The organism is Rhizobium sp. 01L419 (assembly GCF_056400025.1).
The window spans coordinates 46,827-63,178 of record NZ_JBFTSM010000025.1; the positions used below are offsets into that span (position 1 = coordinate 46,827).

Genomic DNA, 16,352 nt, shown 5'->3' on the forward strand with positions numbered 1-16,352 from the left:
TTCCATTTATTGTGCACTCCCGAAAGCATCAAGGCCGTGGATGCCGATTCTTTTCCTGGCTGCCCGCTTGCCCTGCCATCGAAAGAAATGAAGCATGTCCGCACCCAACGCGCTTTTCTCCGAAACCATCCTGCTGCTCGGCGGCGCCGTCGTCGCCGCACCGATCTTCAAGAAGCTCGGGCTCGGCACAGTTCTCGGCTATTTGGCGGCGGGTATCGTCATCGGGCCGGTCTTTCACGGCATCACCGATGGCGAGCAGATCCTCAATGTCGCCGAACTCGGTGTCGTCTTCCTCCTCTTCATCATCGGGCTCGAACTGAAGCCTTCCCGCCTCTGGCAGATGCGGCGCGACATTTTCGGCCTGGGCACGGCGCAGGTGATGGTGACGGGCCTGGCGCTGACCGCACTTGCCTGGGGTTCCGGCGTCCTCGACTGGCGCGGCAGCATCGTTGCCGGCTTCGGGCTGGCGCTCTCCTCCACCGCCTTTGCCATGCAGATCCTCGAAGGCGACGGCGACGTGAATACCCGCTACGGGCAGCGCTCGTTCTCCATGCTTCTCTTCCAGGATCTGGCGATCGTGCCGCTTCTGGCCGTCGTCACCGTCCTCGATGGCGGCAAGGGCAACGGCGATCCGCTTGTCGATTTCGGCATCTCGATTGCGGCGGTCGGCGGGATGATCGTCATGGGACGCTACCTGCTGACGCCGCTCTTCCAGATCATTGCCCGCACCGGCGCCCGCGAGGCGATGATCGCGGCGGCCCTTTTCGTCGTGATGGGCTCGGCAAGCCTGATGCAGCTTGCGGGACTTTCCATGGCGATGGGCGCCTTCCTTTCCGGCGTCATGCTGGCCGAATCCTCCTACCGGCATGAGCTGGAAGCCGATATCGAGCCATTCCGCGGCGTGCTTCTCGCTATCTTCTTCATCGCCGTCGGCCTGTCGCTGCAGCTTCAGGTGCTGCTCGACAACGTGCTCTTCATCATCAYGGCCGTGCCTATCATCATGGCCGTGAAGGCGATCATCATCTATGCGCTCTGCCGCATGACGGGCTCTTCCCATGACGATGCCGTGCGCATCGCCTTCCTGCTGCCGCAGGGCGGCGAGTTCGGGTTCGTCCTTTTCACCGCCGCCGCTGTTGCCGGCCTGATGCCGAACACGACCGCCTCGCTTCTCGTTGCGATCGTCACCCTCTCGATGGCGCTGACGCCGCTGGGTGCGGCCCTTTCCAAGCGGATGCTGACGGGAGACGCACACGAGGAACTGGACGAGGATTTCGAGGGTGCGGGCGCCGACGTGCTGATGGTCGGCTTCTCGCGTTTCGGCCAGATCGCCGCACAAATCCTGCTTGCCGGCGGCCGAAGCGTGACCGTCATCGACTTTTCTGCCGACCGTATCCGACAGGCGTCGTCCTTCGGCTTCCGCATCTATTTCGGCGACGGCACCCGCAAGGACGTGCTGCGTTCGGCCGGCATCGACAGGGCCAAGATCGTGCTCGTCTGCACCCAGAAGAAGGAGATCACCGACAAGGTGGTCGAACTGATCCAGGCAGACTATCCGCACACGACCCTCTTCGTGCGCTCCTATGACCGTATTCACTCCATCGAGCTGCGCAACAAGGGCGTCGACTACGAGCTGCGCGAAACGCTGGAATCCGGCCTGCTCTTCGGCCGGCGCACGCTGGAAACGCTGGGTGTCGCCGAAGTCGATGCCTATGAGATCGGCGAGGATATCCGCAAACGCGACGAGGCGCGGCTGGTGCTGCAGGTCTCCGAGGGATTGCAGGCGGGACAGGATCTTCTGTTTTCGACACCGATCAAGCCGGAACCGTTGGTCAAACCGAAGCGTGCGGCCGATCCCTTCAGCGGTGATCCGCTGGCAAACAGGGTCGACGTGACGGCGGATGCCTGAACGCGATTTCCGGAACTAGCGCTTCAACCGCGCCTCGATTTCCCGATCGAGCGCGTATTTCAGTTCGTCCTTGACGCCGACGGACATGGCAAGCACGTCGCGCGCCTTCAGGAAATCCATGACGCCGGTACGTCCAACGATGGGACGCAGGAAAATATGCGGTCGCAGGAGTTTGAGTTTTAGCGAAATCGCCGCCTGCATCATCAGCTGGCCGGAGCCGAAGATGCTTTCCATGCGGTTCGGGATATGGGTTCCGTCACCCTCTGGTGCACCAACGACATCGATGCCGATGACGATATCGGCGAGGTCCATCAGGCATTCGTAGGGAACGGGGTTGGCAATGCCGCCATCGATCATTACCCGGCCGTGCAACCTGACCGGCATGAAGACGGCAGGAATGGCCGATGATGCGGCGAGTGCCGGAAAAAGCTGGCCCTGTTCGATGATGACTTCGGCCTGACCGTAATAATCGGTGGTAATCACCTTCATCGGCACCAGCAGATCCTCGAAGCGCGCCGGAAGCTCCGAGGGCAGGAAGGCCTTCAGGATGCGCTCGAGATTGAACTGGCCTATCCGGATGCCCTTGGCTACGGCATCGCGCACTGTGGTCGGTCGCAGCCCCCAGATACGACTGACAACGGCAGCCCTGTTGCCGACCGTTGCCAGCGCATGTTCACGGATTTCCGAACCTGACATGCCGGCCGCCATGCCAGAGCCCATGATGGCACCGATTGAGGAGCCCGATATCGCCACCGGGCGGATGCCGAGTTCATCCAGCGTTTCGATGACGTGGATATGCGACAGGCCACGGGCACCGCCGCCGCCGAAGGCAACGGCTATCGTCGGGAGATCGCTGATCGCAGGCGATTTCGGACTGATGATTTCCGCCTGCGGCACGATCTGCCCCCACGTGCCGACTAGTGCGGCTGATACCGGAAGAAATGCACTCTGGTGTCGCCGAATATCCGGCTTTCGAGGAAAACATAGGAGGGATGCACCGAAACGGCAATATCGGAGCGCTCTTCAAGAACGGTGATCGCGCCCGGTTTCAGCCAGCCGCCTTCTGCGGCAGCCGCGAGCGCCTTCTCGCCAAGCCCCTTGCCATAGGGCGGATCGGCAAAAAGCATGTCGAAGGGCTCGAGATTACCGATGCTGCCGAGATCGGTCGCATCACGACGCAGGATGCGCGTGCGGCCGTGCAGGCCGAGCGCATCGATGTTTTCCCAGAGAAGAGCCCTGCCCTCCACGCTGTTTTCGACAAACAGCGCATGGCGACAGCCGCGCGAAACGGCTTCGAGGCCGACCGCGCCGGTGCCGGCGAAAAGATCGAGAATCCGGGTGCCGTCAACGCATTCCGGATAGGCATGGCTCAGAATGTTGAACAGGCTCTCACGCGTCCGGTCCGCAGTCGGCCGGATGTCGTTGGATTTTGGTACGGCAAGCGGCCGTCCGCGAAATTCACCGCCGACGATCCGCACCGCGCGTCATTCCCTTGCCTTTCGCACCACCTCTGGACGGCCCGCCACTTGGCTTGCCACCACCACCCGGCCTATCGCCCTTCGGCTTGCCGGAAAAATTCTTTGCCCCGCGGGGTTTGTCACCGGAGGGCTTTTCGCCGCGCGGACGCTCCGAACGGCCTTCGCCGCCAAAGCTTCTGGCCGGACGCGAAGCACGTTCGCCTCCGTCCTCACGCGGGCGGTCGCGTGGGGAACGCGGACGTTCTTCCCCCTCCGTGCGCGGACGACGTTCGCCACGCGGCTTATCGCCGAAAGGTTTGTCGCCACGGGGACGCTCGGAACGACCTTCACCGCCGAAGCTTCTTGCCGGACGCGAAGAACGTTCGCCACCTTCCTCACGCGAGCGGCTGCGGAAGGGACGCGAACCCTCTTCGCCTTCCGCGCGCGGACGACGCTCGCCACGTGGCTTGTCACCAAAGGGTCTGTCACCGCGAGGACGATCGGAACGGCCTTCGCCGCCAAAGCTTCTGGCTGGACGGGAAGCACGTTCGCCTCCATCCTCACGCGGGCGGTCACGGAAGGAACGCGGGCGCTCTTCCCCTTCCGTACGCGGACGACGCTCACCACGTGGCTTGTCACCAAAGGGCTTGTCGCCGCGAGGACGATCGGAGCGGCCTTCGCCGCCAAAGCTTCTGGCCGGACGAGAAGAACGCTCGCCACCCTCTTCGCGCGGACGGTCGCGGAAGGAACGCGGACGCTCCTCTCCATCCGTACGCGGGCGACGTTCGCCACGCGGCTTATCGCCAAAGGAGCGCTTGCGGCCGAAACCTTCATCGTCATCGCGCTTGGCAGGCGTCTCGCTCGAGCGGATCCACTCGCCATCCTCTTCATGGACGCGATTGATCTGCGGACGCAGGCGGTCGGCTGCAGGATCGAAGCGCTGCTCCTTCACCGGGGCCGTTTCACCGCGACGGCGCGCGGTCTGGGCATTCTTGGCAGCCTTGGCGGTTGCCTTCTCGCCGAGCGGACGAGCACCGGGTGCCATCCACACATTGGCATTGCGGCGGCTGCCGAGCGCCGGGCGCTTCGGCCGGTCGTCTTCGCTGCGGCGGTCGTCCCTTCGATCGTCTCGGCGATCATCCCGACGGTCGTCACGCTTGGTATCGAGGCGGCTCAACGCGCGTTCGCGCTTGTCCTCGTCGCGACGGGGACGTTCGCGGCGCTCGGGCGCCGGCTCTTCGGGCTCTTCGGCGGCAACGGCCGGGGCATTATAGAGCGGCGCATCGAAATTCGCCTTGGCATCTTCGATGAGACGCGGGCCGAGCTGGTCGCGCAACGTGCGGCCGCGTACCTCGATTACATGCCCCTCGGGCAGTTCACCAAGCTGGAAGGGGCCGTAGGAAATGCGGATCAGACGGTTGACCTCAAGACCAAGCGCGCCGAGCACGTTTTTGATTTCTCGATTCTTGCCTTCGCGCAGGCCCATGGTGATCCAGACATTGGACCCCTGCGTGCGGTCGAGCGTCGCTTCGATCGACCCGTAAAGAACGCCGTCGACGGCGATGCCATCCTTCAGCTTGTCCAGCGCGTCCTGATCGATATCGCCATGAGCGCGCACACGGTAGCGGCGCAGCCAGCCGGTGGTCGGCAGTTCCAGCGCACGGGCCAGCCCGCCGTCATTGGTGAGCAGCAGCAGGCCTTCGGTATTGATGTCGAGACGACCGATCGACATGACGCGCGGAAGCTCTTCCGGCAGATTGTCGAAGACGGTCGGCCGTCCTTCGGGATCGGAATTCGTCGTCACGAGGCCCTGCGGCTTATGGTAGAGCCAAAGGCGCGTGCGCTCGATGCCGCGGATCGGCACGCCGTCGACTTCGATCTTGTCTTCGAGCGTAACGTTGACGACGGGCGTGTCCAGGGGCTTGCCGTTCAGCGTGACACGGCCATCCATGATCATGCGTTCGATATCGCGACGGGAGGCGACGCCAGCGCGCGCCATCACCTTGGAGATGCGTTCCGCCTTGGCGTCGCCATCCGCTTCGTTAGCTGCAGCTTTCGCGGCAGCAGCCTTCAACGGCTTCTCGCTACCGGTCTTCGGGCCGCTTTTGGACCGGGCGTCACGCGCGGGGGCCTTGGTGCCAGGGCGTTTTGGCTTGTCTTTGGGTGTCATTTGTTGTTTGCCTGCCTTTTCGGCCTGTCTATCAGGTCATGCACCTGCGGTTAAGTGGAAATTCTTGCGAACGTGAAGACAAATCGATTTATGGAGATGGCACTCGAGGAAGCGCGCGCCGCCGGGGAGCGAGGCGAGGTGCCGATCGGCGCCGTCGTCGTCATCGATGGCGCGGCCGTTGCCGTCTCCGGAAACCGCACGCGGGAACTCAACGACGTCACCGCCCATGCCGAGATCGCCGCCATCCGCATGGCCTCGGACAAGCTAGGCCAGGAACGGCTCGCCGGCGCCGACCTCTACGTCACCCTGGAGCCCTGCACCATGTGTGCGGCCGCCATTTCCTTCGCCCGCATCCGCAGGCTCTATTACGGGGCGGAAGACCCGAAGGGCGGCGCGGTAGATAATGGCGTGCGCTTCTACGCACAGCCGACCTGCCATCACGCGCCGGACGTCTATTCCGGGCTCAACGAGACAGAATCAGCAGATATGCTGCGGGCATTCTTTTCCGAGAAGAGAGACCTGCCGTGATCATTGCCATCGGAACCGTCATACTCATGGGCGTTCTTGCCGCTTACGCCAACCGGACGATCGCACCTGACGTAGCAAAGCTGCCGATGCACTGGTCGCTAAAGGGAAAGGTGAATTGGACGGCGCCGCGGGCAATCGCTTTCGCCTTCATTCCGGTGCTGGCCGCCGTCGTTTTGGCCGCGATCCTGCTGAGCGGCCGGGCGGGCAATGCAGACATCACCTTGATATGCGGCGTCTTTCTGGCCTGCCAGCTTCTGCATATCACGCTGACGCAACGCTGGTTCATCACGTCGCGCCGCTAGTTTTTTTACGCAAAACCGGTGAACACTTTCGCTGGAATTGCTTAAATCGCCTTATTGAAGGATCTGCCACCACTTGGTGCCGCTGTTTGCGACTGCGGCATCCTTCTTGCGCTGCTTCGCCTTCTTCTGCTCCGGCGTGCCGAGGTCATCGAGCTTGGCCGCATCGTCGACGGCGCGATATTCGGTCGGCGGATCGGAAATGTAGCGGCGCTGGTCAATATAGGCACCCTTCTGCAGGGCACGCGCTTCGCGAAAGGCCTTGGCCTGAGCTTCGGTGGTCTGGCGGCCGCCTTCGATGGCAGAGCTGGCAAGCGGCGAACGATAGCTCGGATTGTCCGAGTTTTCGTCGGCTTCCTTGACGAGACGCGTACGGGCCTCTTCCGGCGATTCAACCCACTGCGGATTGTCCTTGTTGGCGACCGTCTGCTGCGGCTGCACGAGGGTTTCCTTCTGGGCCTGCGCCGGCATGACGAGCGTCGGGCGTGGGGTGTACTTCACGCCGGTATTCTTGGGGCCAGGCCCGGTCAGCGAAACGGACTGGCCGAGGTCGTCGGCAAGCTGTTCCATGGCGGTCTTGTCGGTGCCGTAGGTCGGGCTGCTGGCGCAGCCGGACATCGTGGAGCTTGCCGCCAGAACAAGAGACAGGCAGGCGCCCAAACGGAACCAATGCGTCGCTAACATGAAAACCCTTCCCGCATGCCGGAATCAGTACTGCCCACCGGACAATCGTCCCCCTGACGCAAAAATCCGGCCATTTTCAGGCAGCTTTTACCGGATGAACGCCATAAAGGCAATTCACCCGGTAAATATCTTCAGGCATGGATGCCGAGTTCGCGAAGTGCTGCAGCGTCACGCGCCGAAACGTCGGGATAATCAGGATCGGAACCGACATCGGTGGTGATGCGCCAGGAACGCGCGCACTTCGTGCCCTCTGCAAGCGCGGGAACGACAGCGACTTCGGCTACTTCAGCCAAACGGAAGGCCTCGGCCGGGCCTGCCGCGGCCTCGATCGTGATGCCCGAGGTGATGCAGACCTCACTGAAATCCTGCCCTTGGAGCACCTTGCGCAGTTCCGCATCGGCAACATAGACGACGGGGGCCGCTTCCAGCGACGAGCCGATGCGCTTGTCCTTGCGCTCGATTTCGAGAGCGCCCGTGACGACGCTGCGGATCGCGCGGATCTGCTTCCACTTTTCGGCCAGCGCGTCGTTGCGCCACTCCTTGGCGACCGGAGCAAACTGCTCCAGATGCACGGAGACGGCCGAAGGATTGCGCGAGAGCCAGGCTTCCTCCGTCGTAAACGGCAGCATCGGCGCAAGCCAGGTCACCATGCAATCGAAGATCATGCGGATGACATAGAGCGCCGAACGGCGGCGAAGGCTGGAGGGCGCATCGCAATAGAGCGCATCCTTGCGGATATCGAAATAGAAGGCCGACAGCTCGACATTGGCAAAGTCGATCAGTGCGCGGGCGATCTTCTTGAAGTCGAAGGCGTCGTAGTTCTCGCGCACGAGCAGGTCTAGCTCGGAGAGGCGATGCAGCATCAGCTGCTCCAGCTCCGGCAGATCTGCCAGCGCGATGACCTCGCCCTTGTCATGCGCCAGCGTGCCGAGCATCCAGCGGATGGTGTTGCGCAGCTTGCGATAGGCATCGACATTGGTCTGGATGATCGTCTTGCCGACGCGCAGATCGTCCGCGTAATCGGAGGTCATGACCCAGAGGCGCAGGATGTCGGCCCCAGCATCCTTCATGACTTCCTGAGGTGCTGTGACGTTGCCCTTCGACTTCGACATCTTCTCGCCCTTCTCGTCCATGGTGAAACCATGGGTGAGGACGGCATCATAGGGCGCACGGCCGCGCGTCGCAGCCGATTCCAGCAGCGAGGAGTGGAACCAGCCGCGATGCTGGTCGGAGCCTTCGAGATAGAGATCGGCCGGCCATTTCAGGTCCGGGCGGTCTTCCAGCGTGAAGGTATGCGTCGAGCCAGAGTCGAACCAGACGTCGAGGATGTCCATGACCTGCGCCCACTTGGCCGGGTCATGCTCGTTGCCGAGGAAACGCTCCTTGGCGCCTGCGGCAAACCAGGCGTCAGCGCCTTCGGCATCGAAAGCGTCAAGGATGCGCTGGTTGACGGCATCGTCCTGCAACACTTCGCCCTGCTCATCGACGAAGACGCAGATCGGCACGCCCCATGCTCTCTGACGAGAAAGCACCCAGTCCGGGCGCTGCTCGATCATGGCGCGCAGGCGGTTCTGGCCGGCAGCGGGTACAAAGCGGGTATCGTCGATCGCCTTCAGCGCGCGGGTGCGTAGCGTCGTGCCGTCCGCCAGCGTCTTGTCCATATAGACGAACCACTGCGGCGTATTGCGGAAGATCACCGGCTTCTTGGAGCGCCAGGAATGTGGATACTGGTGCTTCAGGCGCCCGCGGGCGAAAAGCGCGCTCCGCTCGATCAGCGCCTTGATGACACGGTCGTTGGCATCGCCCTTCTTGCCGTTATCGTCGATGACGCGCGCGCCTTCGAAGCCGGGAGCATCGGCGGTGTAGAAACCGCCGTCGTCCACCGGGAACGGGATCTTGGTGTCGATGCCACGTGCCTCGAGCGAGCGGGCAGCCGACATCCAGGCGTCAAAGTCCTCACGGCCATGGCTCGGCGCGGTGTGGACGAAACCGGTACCGGCGTCATCGGTGACATGGTCGCCATCGAGCAAAGGCACGACGAATTCATAGCCGCCTCCGAGACCCTTCAGCGGATGCGCGCAGGCGATGCCGGCGAGATCTTCGACCGAGACGTCGGCGTGCCGCTTGTATTGCAGCTTTGCCTTGGCGAAGGATTCTTCAGCGAGCTTGTCGGCAAAGATCAGCTTCTCGCCCGGACGCGGGCCAAAATCGTTCTCGGCAGCCGTCACTTCGTAAAGGCCGTAAGCAACACGCGAGGAATAGGCGATTGCCCGGTTGCCGGGGATCGTCCAGGGCGTGGTGGTCCAGATGACGACGAAGGCATCCTTGACACCAGCAGGGCCTTCCGCGACCGGGAACTTCACCCAGATCGTGTCGCTCTCGTAGTCGTGGTATTCGACTTCGGCTTCCGCGAGCGCAGTGCGCTCGACGACCGACCACATGATCGGCTTGGAGCCGCGATAAAGCTGGCCGCTTTTGGCAATCTTCAGCAGCTCGCCGGCGATGCGGCTTTCCGCATGGAAATTCATCGTCAGGTACGGGTTTTCGAAATCGCCTGTTATGCCGAGACGCTGGAATTCGGCACCCTGGATGGCGATCCATTTTTCGGCATAGGCGCGGCATTCGCGGCGGAATTCGATCATCGCCGAGGGCTCGGTCAGGTCAGGCTTGGCCTTGCCCTTGGCGCGATAGTTCTCTTCCTCGATCTTCCATTCGATCGGCAGGCCGTGGCAGTCCCAGCCGGGAACATAATTGGAGTCGTAGCCGCGCATCTGGAAGGAGCGGGTGATGACGTCCTTGAGGATCTTGTTCAGCGCGTGGCCGATATGGATGTTGCCGTTGGCATAGGGCGGGCCGTCGTGCAGGACGAATTTTTCGCGGCCGGCGGCCGAGGCACGCAGTTTCTTGTAGAGATCCATCTGCTGCCAGCGGGCAACGAGTTCCGGCTCCTTCTGCGGCAGGCCGGCGCGCATGGGGAAATCCGTCTCGGGCAGATAGAGGGTCTTCGAGTAATCGATCTTTTCGGCTGTTTCGGTCATGTGTAACAATCGCTTCTGGCGGCCCGACAAGGGCTCGCGGATATGAAATCTGTGGTGACGGAAAGCGCTTGCTCAATCCAAGCGCCGAAAACCCGGACCTTCCGGCCGCTCAGCGCGCGCGGAAGACCGGGCCGATAATTCGTATCGAATGCGCCAGCCGGAATTTACTCATCGGGCCGGTTCATAAGCGCTTTTCAGCGGAAAAGGAAGAGGGATTTCGGACCCGCAACCTCGTGAAAAGCCGCAACCCGAATGCCTTCCGCATCAAAAAACGAACGGTAGGCATCCATGGCTACGGTTTTGCTACTCCCAATGCAAAAAATCCAAAACCCCTGTCGAATTCCCCTTTGTCCGAACGTCTTTGACTCACGGGCAGCGAAAATTCATCATCCCGATCAAACCCGCCCGCAAGGAGTGATGAGGATATGAGCAGTTCCTATCGTTGGGTTATCGTCGCGGCCGGCGCACTGATGACATGCGTGGCGCTCGGCGCCATGTTTTCTCTCGCCATCTTCCAGCAGCCGATCGCCGATGCCACCGGCTGGTCGCATGCCGGCATTGCCAGCGCCATGACGCTGAATTTCATCGTCATGGGTATCGGCGGCTTCTTCTGGGGTGCAGCGAGCGATCGCTACGGGCCGCGCCCTGTCGTGCTGATCGGCTCCGTCATTCTCGGGCTGGCACTGGTTCTCGCCAGCCGGGCGGAAACGCTCTTACAGTTCCAGTTGACCTATGGCGTGCTTGTCGGCCTCTCGGCCAGCGCCTTCTTCGCGCCGATGATCGCAGCGACCACGGAGTGGTTCGACGAGAACCGCGGCCTTGCCGTATCGCTGGTTTCAGCGGGCATGGGTGTTGCACCGATGACGATTTCGCCCTTCGCACGCTGGCTCATTACCGCCTATGAATGGCGACCGGCGATGATGATCATCGGCATCGGTGCGCTCATCCTGATGATCCCCGCGGCCCTGCTTGTGCGCCGCCGGCCCTCACCGCCCCAGGATACGCATGAGGCCATCGTCTCAACCGATGGCGGAACACCAAATCTGTGGGAGGTTTTCCGCTCGCCGCAGTTCATCGTTCTCGGGCTTACCTTCTTTGCCTGCTGTGCTGCCCATTCCGGGCCGATCTTCCATATGGTGAGCTACGCGACGCTCTGTGGCGTAGCTCCGATGGCTGCCGTCAGCATCTACAGCGTCGAGGGCCTGGCCGGTCTCGGCGGTCGCCTGGTCTACGGCACGCTGGCGGACCGGATCGGCGTGAAGCCGGTCATCATCGCGGGCTTGCTGGTGCAAGCGGCAGCCCTTGCCACCTATCTTGCCGTCAGCAAGCTCGGGGAGTTCTATGCACTCGCGGTGATCTTCGGCAGCGCCTATGGCGGGGTGATGCCGCTTTATGCGGTGCTTGCACGTGAATATTTCGGCCCGCGCATCATCGGCACGGTGTTCGGGGCGGCGACGATGCTATCCAGCATCGGTATGGCCTTCGGACCGCTGATCGGCGGCTGGATCTACGATAGCTATGCCAACTATTCGTGGCTCTTCATCGGCTCGGCGTTGGTCGGGCTCGGTGCGGCAAGCATTGCACTCGCCTTTCCACCACTCCCGCGCCAGAAGGCGCAGCCAGCGCTCGGCACGGCCTGAGCATGACCTTGTTATTACGCAATTCCGGACGCAAAACCGCTATGCACTTGCTGGAATTGCTCAGTCGAAACAGAGCTTCCGATCCAGCTCGCCGAGCGGCCGGACGCCTGACAGAAGCGCCCTCGCCTCCTCCTCGTCGCGCTTGATCTGCGCGACGAGCGGATCAAGCCCGTCGAACTTCAGTTCGGGACGCAGATGGCCGAAGAAGGAGACCGAACAGGTCTGGCCGTAGAGATCGCCGCTGAAATCGAAGAGATAGGTTTCGAGCAGCGGCGCGCCGTTTTCCGTCACCGTCGGGCGGCGGCCATAGCTCGCCACCGCATCATGGAGCTTGCCGTTTTCGAGGCGGAAGCGGACGGCATAGATGCCTGCTGCAAGCTCCGCCTCTGGCGGCAGCCGCATGTTGGCGGTCGGAAAGCCAAGCTGACGGCCGAGCTTCTCGCCGTCAATGACCTTCGACTGCACGGTATAGCGATAGCCGAGCATGGCGGCGACCGAGGAGACATCGCCTTCCTTCAGCAGCGCACGAATATGACTCGAGGAGACGACGTCGGTATTCTCGTCGCGAAATGCATCGATCAGAGTGACGCCGAAGCCATATCTGTTGCCGGCGTCCATCAGAAAGGCAGGCCCACCCTCGCGGCCGCGGCCGAAATGGAAATCGAAGCCGGTCACCACCTCGGACGCGCCGAGCCAGTCCTTCAGAATGGAATGGATGAACTCTTCCGCGGAACGCTGGGAAAATTCGTAATCGAAAGGATATTCGATGACCGCGTTGAAGCCAAGCTCTTCCAGGATGCGCGCCTTGAGTGGCGCGGGTGTCAGCCGGAAGACCGGCGCATCCGGCTTGAAGACAGTGCGCGGATGCGGCTCGAAGGTCAGCACGAGAGCCGGCACCCCGCGCGCGCTGGCAATATCGAGTGCCCGGTTCAGCACCGATTGATGGCCGCGATGAACGCCATCGAAATTGCCGATGGCGATGACACCGCCCTTCAGATGCTCGGGCAGCGGATCGCGGGTTTCATTGCGGTGGAAAACGGTCATCGGCTTGTTTTCTCTTATGCGAGGCGCGGCATCCACCACTTGGGTGCGGCTTTTTCCCGTTGGAGATAGGCGTTGAGGATCGCCTCGTCGGTTTCGCCGTTCAACGTATATTCCTTCGCGTGGATACCACCGCTGATGTAGAGAAGGTCGAGCCCATAATTCAAGGCGCCGCGAACATCCGTCGGCATGCCGTCGCCGATCGCCAGAACGCGATCGATGGGGAAATCGCCGCGGACCTCGCGGGCTGCGACAAGCGTCGCCTCATAGATCGGCCGGTGCGGTTTTCCGGCAATGCGGGTGGAACCGCCGAGTTGTTCATAATAGGCGGCCATGGCACCGGCGCAGGGAATGATGCGGTGACCGCGCTCGACGACGAGATCGGGATTGGCGCAGATCATCGGCACGTTGCGGGCTTTGAAGTCCAGCAGCATGTCCGTGTAGTCCTCGGGCGTCTGCGTCTCGTCGTCGAAAAAGCCGGTACAGACAACGGAGGTGGCTTCGCCGGCAGCGGCGCGCTCGATATCGAGGCCTTCAAGGAGCGGGCTGTCGCGCTCGGGGCCGAGCAGGAAGACCTTGCGCGGACCTTCGGCAATCAGCGTACGCGTGACATCGCCCGAGGTGACGATGCGGTCATAGGCGCTGTCGGGCACGCCGATCTGGCGCAGCTGCTCGACGACCTGCCAGGAGACGCGCGGCGAATTAGTGATGAGAACGACGGTCAGGCCGGCCGCACGGGCTGCCTCCAGCGCCTCGCCCGCCTTCGGAAACGGATCGACGCCGTTATGGACGACGCCCCAGACATCACAGAGCACCACATCGTATCGATCGGTGATCTCGGAGAAGTTCGCAATCCGCTTTGCCATTCCGCTTTCCTGCTTCGCTTTCGGTCACCGGTGACATTGCAAAGGCGGGCTTCGATGGCAAGGCATTTCTACGTCAAGCGAAGAACGCCGCGAGCCACAGAAGCCAAGGCTCTTCACCATCTAACCTTGGAGCGGAACAGCGTGACGGAGGATGGCGAGCACTGCCGGACCAAGCGCGCGCCATCCCGACTAGGGCTGTGAGAAAGATGGACCTGCCGCGGCTCGGTAACGACGTCGGACAAATCCCGCCATCTCCACAATTCCGGCACAAAAATCCGTGAGGGCTCTTCTTGACTCCTTCTGGAGCCATCCCTAAATGCACGGCGCTAGCACTCACAGGAGTTGAGTGCTAACATCTCCATTGTGGGCCACCCCGGTCCGCGAATGTCATTTGATCGAGGGATTAGACAATGGCAAGCACCAATTTCCGCCCGCTTCACGATCGCGTCGTCGTTCGCCGCGTTGAATCCGAAGCCAAGACCAAGGGTGGCATCATCATCCCGGACACCGCCAAGGAAAAGCCGCAGGAAGGCGAAATCGTCGCTGTCGGCTCCGGCGCTCGTGACGAATCCGGCAAGGTCGTTCCGCTGGACGTCAAGGCCGGCGACCGCATTCTGTTCGGCAAGTGGTCGGGCACCGAAGTCAAGATCGACGGCGAAGACCTTCTCATCATGAAGGAAGCCGACATCATGGGCATCATCGGCTAATCAGCCGGATGTCTTTCACCTGTAATCGCTGACACCCCTTTTCAGGAGTTCTCAAAATGGCAGCTAAAGAAGTAAAATTCGGCCGCGGCGCGCGCGAAAAGATGCTGCGCGGCGTCGATATCCTCGCTGACGCAGTGAAGGTCACGCTTGGTCCGAAGGGCCGTAACGTCGTTATCGACAAGTCCTTCGGCGCTCCGCGCATCACCAAGGACGGTGTTTCGGTCGCCAAGGAAATCGAACTCGAAGACAAGTTCGAAAACATGGGCGCCCAGATGGTCCGCGAAGTTGCTTCGAAGACCAACGACGTTGCCGGCGACGGCACGACGACCGCCACGGTTCTTGCACAGGCCATCGTTCGCGAAGGCAACAAGGCTGTAGCAGCCGGCATGAACCCGATGGACCTGAAGCGCGGCATCGACCTCGCTGTTGCTGAAGTCGTCAAGGATCTCCAGGCCAAGGCCAAGAAGATCTCCACGTCTGAAGAAGTTGCCCAGGTCGGCACGATCTCCGCAAACGGCGACAAGCAGGTCGGTCTCGACATTGCTGAAGCCATGCAGAAGGTCGGCAACGAAGGCGTCATCACCGTCGAAGAAGCCAAGACCGCCGAAACCGAGCTCGAAGTCGTCGAAGGCATGCAGTTCGACCGCGGCTACCTGAGCCCGTACTTCGTCACCAACCCGGAAAAGATGGTTGCTGACCTCGAAGACGCCTTCATCCTCCTGCACGAAAAGAAGCTTTCGAACCTGCAGTCCATGCTCCCGGTTCTCGAAGCTGTCGTTCAGACCGGCAAGCCGCTCCTCATCATCGCTGAAGACGTCGAAGGCGAAGCTCTTGCTACGCTCGTCGTCAACAAGCTGCGCGGCGGCCTGAAGATCGCTGCTGTCAAGGCTCCGGGCTTCGGCGACCGCCGCAAGGCCATGCTGGAAGACATCGCTATCCTGACGGGCGGCACTGTCATCTCCGAAGACCTCGGCATCAAGCTTGAGTCTGTCACCCTCGACATGCTCGGCCGCACCAAGAAGGTTTCGATCTCCAAGGAAAACACCACGATCGTCGACGGCGCTGGCGCCAAGTCCGACATCGAAGGCCGTGTTGCCCAGATCAAGGCTCAGATCGAAGAAACCACCTCCGACTACGACCGCGAAAAGCTGCAGGAACGTCTTGCCAAGCTCGCTGGCGGCGTTGCCGTTATCCGCGTCGGCGGTTCGACGGAAATCGAAGTGAAGGAAAAGAAGGACCGCATCGACGACGCTCTCAACGCGACGCGCGCTGCTGTTCAGGAAGGCATCGTCCCGGGCGGCGGTATCGCTCTCCTGCGCTCTTCCACGAAGATCACTGTCAAGGGTGAAAACCAGGATCAGGAAGCCGGCGTCAACATCGTTCGCCGCGCTCTGCAGTCTCTGGTTCGCCAGATCGCAGAAAACGCTGGTGACGAAGCTTCGATCGTTGTCGGCAAGGTTCTCGACAAGAACGAAGACAACTACGGCTACAACGCCCAGACGTCTGAATATGGCGACATGATCGCCATGGGTATCGTCGACCCGCTCAAGGTTGTCCGTACGGCTCTGCAGAACGCAGCTTCGGTTGCCTCGCTGCTGATCACCACGGAAGCCATGATCGCCGAGCTGCCGAAGAAGGACGCTCCGGCAATGCCTGGTGGCATGGGTGGTATGGGCGGTATGGACATGATGTGATAGGCGAAAGCCGTCACTGACATCCATTCCGGTCTCCGGAACAGGAAGGGCGGTTTTCGGGCCGCCCTTTTCTTTATTCAGGCGATTCGAAAATATTTTATTTTACAGTATGCTTAAACGTTCAATCAACCGTTCGGAAAGCCCGGTTTTCGTGCGAGGCTTTCGCGAAACTTGCGGGCCACGTATTTTTTCGGCCCGGGAAATTCTGTCTCCCAGCAGCCTAAATTATGAGAATTGCATGCTATGGTATGCGTGGAACCGTTTCCACAACGAATAAATGAGACTTTTCGTCACCCGACTAATCGGATAACGCGCAAATCCG

The 16,352-nt window shown here is 61.5% G+C and carries 14 protein-coding genes; 7 read left to right on the forward strand and 7 right to left on the reverse strand.

All coding sequences use genetic code 11. The features are described from left to right. Positions 1–94 precede the first annotated feature (94 nt). Complete coding sequence (locus tag AC1DUP_RS33190) at positions 95–1,906, forward strand: monovalent cation:proton antiporter-2 (CPA2) family protein (RefSeq protein WP_477836837.1); 1,812 nt, start codon at positions 95–97, stop codon at positions 1,904–1,906. Positions 1,907–1,921: 15 nt separating this feature from the next. Here the strand turns inward: AC1DUP_RS33190 and AC1DUP_RS33195 are convergent, their stop codons facing one another. The 3 genes from AC1DUP_RS33195 to AC1DUP_RS33205 are packed head-to-tail and all read right to left on the reverse strand — an operon-like array spanning position 1,922 to position 5,533. Beyond that, on the reverse strand, positions 1,922–2,803 hold the full coding sequence (locus tag AC1DUP_RS33195; protein WP_113295135.1) for a patatin-like phospholipase family protein: 882 nt from the start codon (positions 2,801–2,803) through the stop codon (positions 1,922–1,924). Positions 2,804–2,823: 20 nt separating this feature from the next. Next, positions 2,824–3,384 (reverse strand): 16S rRNA (guanine(966)-N(2))-methyltransferase RsmD, encoded by a 561-nt coding sequence (rsmD, locus tag AC1DUP_RS33200; RefSeq protein WP_113308179.1) that lies wholly within the window; start codon positions 3,382–3,384, stop codon positions 2,824–2,826. Next, positions 3,365–5,533, reverse strand: a complete 2,169-nt coding sequence (locus tag AC1DUP_RS33205; RefSeq protein ID WP_477836838.1) for a pseudouridine synthase — start codon at positions 5,531–5,533, stop codon at positions 3,365–3,367. The genes rsmD and AC1DUP_RS33205 overlap by 20 nt, the downstream gene beginning before the upstream one ends. Positions 5,534–5,623: 90 nt before the next feature. Between AC1DUP_RS33205 and AC1DUP_RS33210 the strand changes: the two genes are divergently transcribed. Both AC1DUP_RS33210 and AC1DUP_RS33215 read left to right on the forward strand, forming a co-directional pair. Next, positions 5,624–6,061, forward strand: a complete 438-nt coding sequence (locus AC1DUP_RS33210) for a nucleoside deaminase (RefSeq protein ID WP_113295132.1) — start codon at positions 5,624–5,626, stop codon at positions 6,059–6,061. Beyond that, positions 6,058–6,363, forward strand: coding sequence for a hypothetical protein (locus AC1DUP_RS33215; protein WP_477836839.1), 306 nt, complete (start codon positions 6,058–6,060; stop codon positions 6,361–6,363). Before AC1DUP_RS33210 ends, AC1DUP_RS33215 begins: the two co-directional genes overlap by 4 nt. Before the next feature lie 51 nt (positions 6,364–6,414). Here AC1DUP_RS33215 and AC1DUP_RS33220 read toward each other — a convergent pair whose 3' ends face one another. Beyond that, a complete protein-coding gene (locus tag AC1DUP_RS33220; protein ID WP_113295130.1) occupies positions 6,415–7,044 on the reverse strand; it encodes a hypothetical protein in 630 nt (209 codons plus the stop codon). A gap of 131 nt (positions 7,045–7,175) precedes the next feature. Continuing rightward, positions 7,176–10,082, reverse strand: a complete 2,907-nt coding sequence (ileS, locus tag AC1DUP_RS33225; RefSeq protein ID WP_477836840.1) for an isoleucine--tRNA ligase — start codon at positions 10,080–10,082, stop codon at positions 7,176–7,178. Positions 10,083–10,150: 68 nt separating this feature from the next. Here ileS and AC1DUP_RS33230 point away from each other — a divergent pair, with 68 nt between their 5' ends. Together AC1DUP_RS33230 and AC1DUP_RS33235 are read left to right on the forward strand one after the other, a co-directional pair. Then, positions 10,151–10,447, forward strand: coding sequence for a hypothetical protein (locus AC1DUP_RS33230; RefSeq protein WP_162747013.1), 297 nt, complete (start codon positions 10,151–10,153; stop codon positions 10,445–10,447). Between the two features lie 60 nt (positions 10,448–10,507). Beyond that, positions 10,508–11,722, forward strand: coding sequence for an MFS transporter (locus tag AC1DUP_RS33235; RefSeq protein ID WP_477836841.1), 1,215 nt, complete (start codon positions 10,508–10,510; stop codon positions 11,720–11,722). A 60-nt stretch (positions 11,723–11,782) separates the two neighbouring features. Here AC1DUP_RS33235 and AC1DUP_RS33240 read toward each other — a convergent pair whose 3' ends face one another. Next, complete coding sequence (locus AC1DUP_RS33240) at positions 11,783–12,766, reverse strand: bifunctional riboflavin kinase/FAD synthetase (protein ID WP_113510384.1); 984 nt, start codon at positions 12,764–12,766, stop codon at positions 11,783–11,785. Between the two features lie 14 nt (positions 12,767–12,780). Continuing rightward, entirely contained in the window at positions 12,781–13,629 is an 849-nt protein-coding gene (locus AC1DUP_RS33245; RefSeq protein WP_113295127.1) for a TIGR01459 family HAD-type hydrolase, read from the reverse strand. Between the two features lie 410 nt (positions 13,630–14,039). Here AC1DUP_RS33245 and groES point away from each other — a divergent pair, with 410 nt between their 5' ends. Both groES and groL read left to right on the forward strand, forming a co-directional pair. Then, positions 14,040–14,336, forward strand: coding sequence for a co-chaperone GroES (groES, locus tag AC1DUP_RS33250; protein WP_007814205.1), 297 nt, complete (start codon positions 14,040–14,042; stop codon positions 14,334–14,336). Between the two features lie 56 nt (positions 14,337–14,392). Then, positions 14,393–16,030: a chaperonin GroEL gene (gene groL, locus AC1DUP_RS33255; RefSeq protein WP_113295126.1), complete on the forward strand. Its 1,638-nt coding sequence runs from the start codon at positions 14,393–14,395 to the stop codon at positions 16,028–16,030. Positions 16,031–16,352 lie beyond the last annotated feature (322 nt).

Excerpts from the sequence above, each read along its gene's own strand:
- AC1DUP_RS33205 (WP_477836838.1), bottom strand. The coding sequence starts at position 5,533 with ATGACACCCAAAGACAAGCCAAAACGCCCTGGCACCAAGGCCCCCGCG.
- AC1DUP_RS33210 (WP_113295132.1), top strand. The coding sequence starts at position 5,624 with ATGGAGATGGCACTCGAGGAAGCGCGCGCCGCCGGGGAGCGAGGCGAG.
- AC1DUP_RS33220 (WP_113295130.1), bottom strand. The coding sequence starts at position 7,044 with ATGTTAGCGACGCATTGGTTCCGTTTGGGCGCCTGCCTGTCTCTTGTT.
- ileS (WP_477836840.1), bottom strand. The coding sequence starts at position 10,082 with ATGACCGAAACAGCCGAAAAGATCGATTACTCGAAGACCCTCTATCTG.
- AC1DUP_RS33235 (WP_477836841.1), top strand. The coding sequence starts at position 10,508 with ATGAGCAGTTCCTATCGTTGGGTTATCGTCGCGGCCGGCGCACTGATG.
- AC1DUP_RS33240 (WP_113510384.1), bottom strand. The coding sequence starts at position 12,766 with ATGACCGTTTTCCACCGCAATGAAACCCGCGATCCGCTGCCCGAGCAT.
- AC1DUP_RS33245 (WP_113295127.1), bottom strand. The coding sequence starts at position 13,629 with ATGGCAAAGCGGATTGCGAACTTCTCCGAGATCACCGATCGATACGAT.
- groES (WP_007814205.1), top strand. The coding sequence starts at position 14,040 with ATGGCAAGCACCAATTTCCGCCCGCTTCACGATCGCGTCGTCGTTCGC.
- groL (WP_113295126.1), top strand. The coding sequence starts at position 14,393 with ATGGCAGCTAAAGAAGTAAAATTCGGCCGCGGCGCGCGCGAAAAGATG.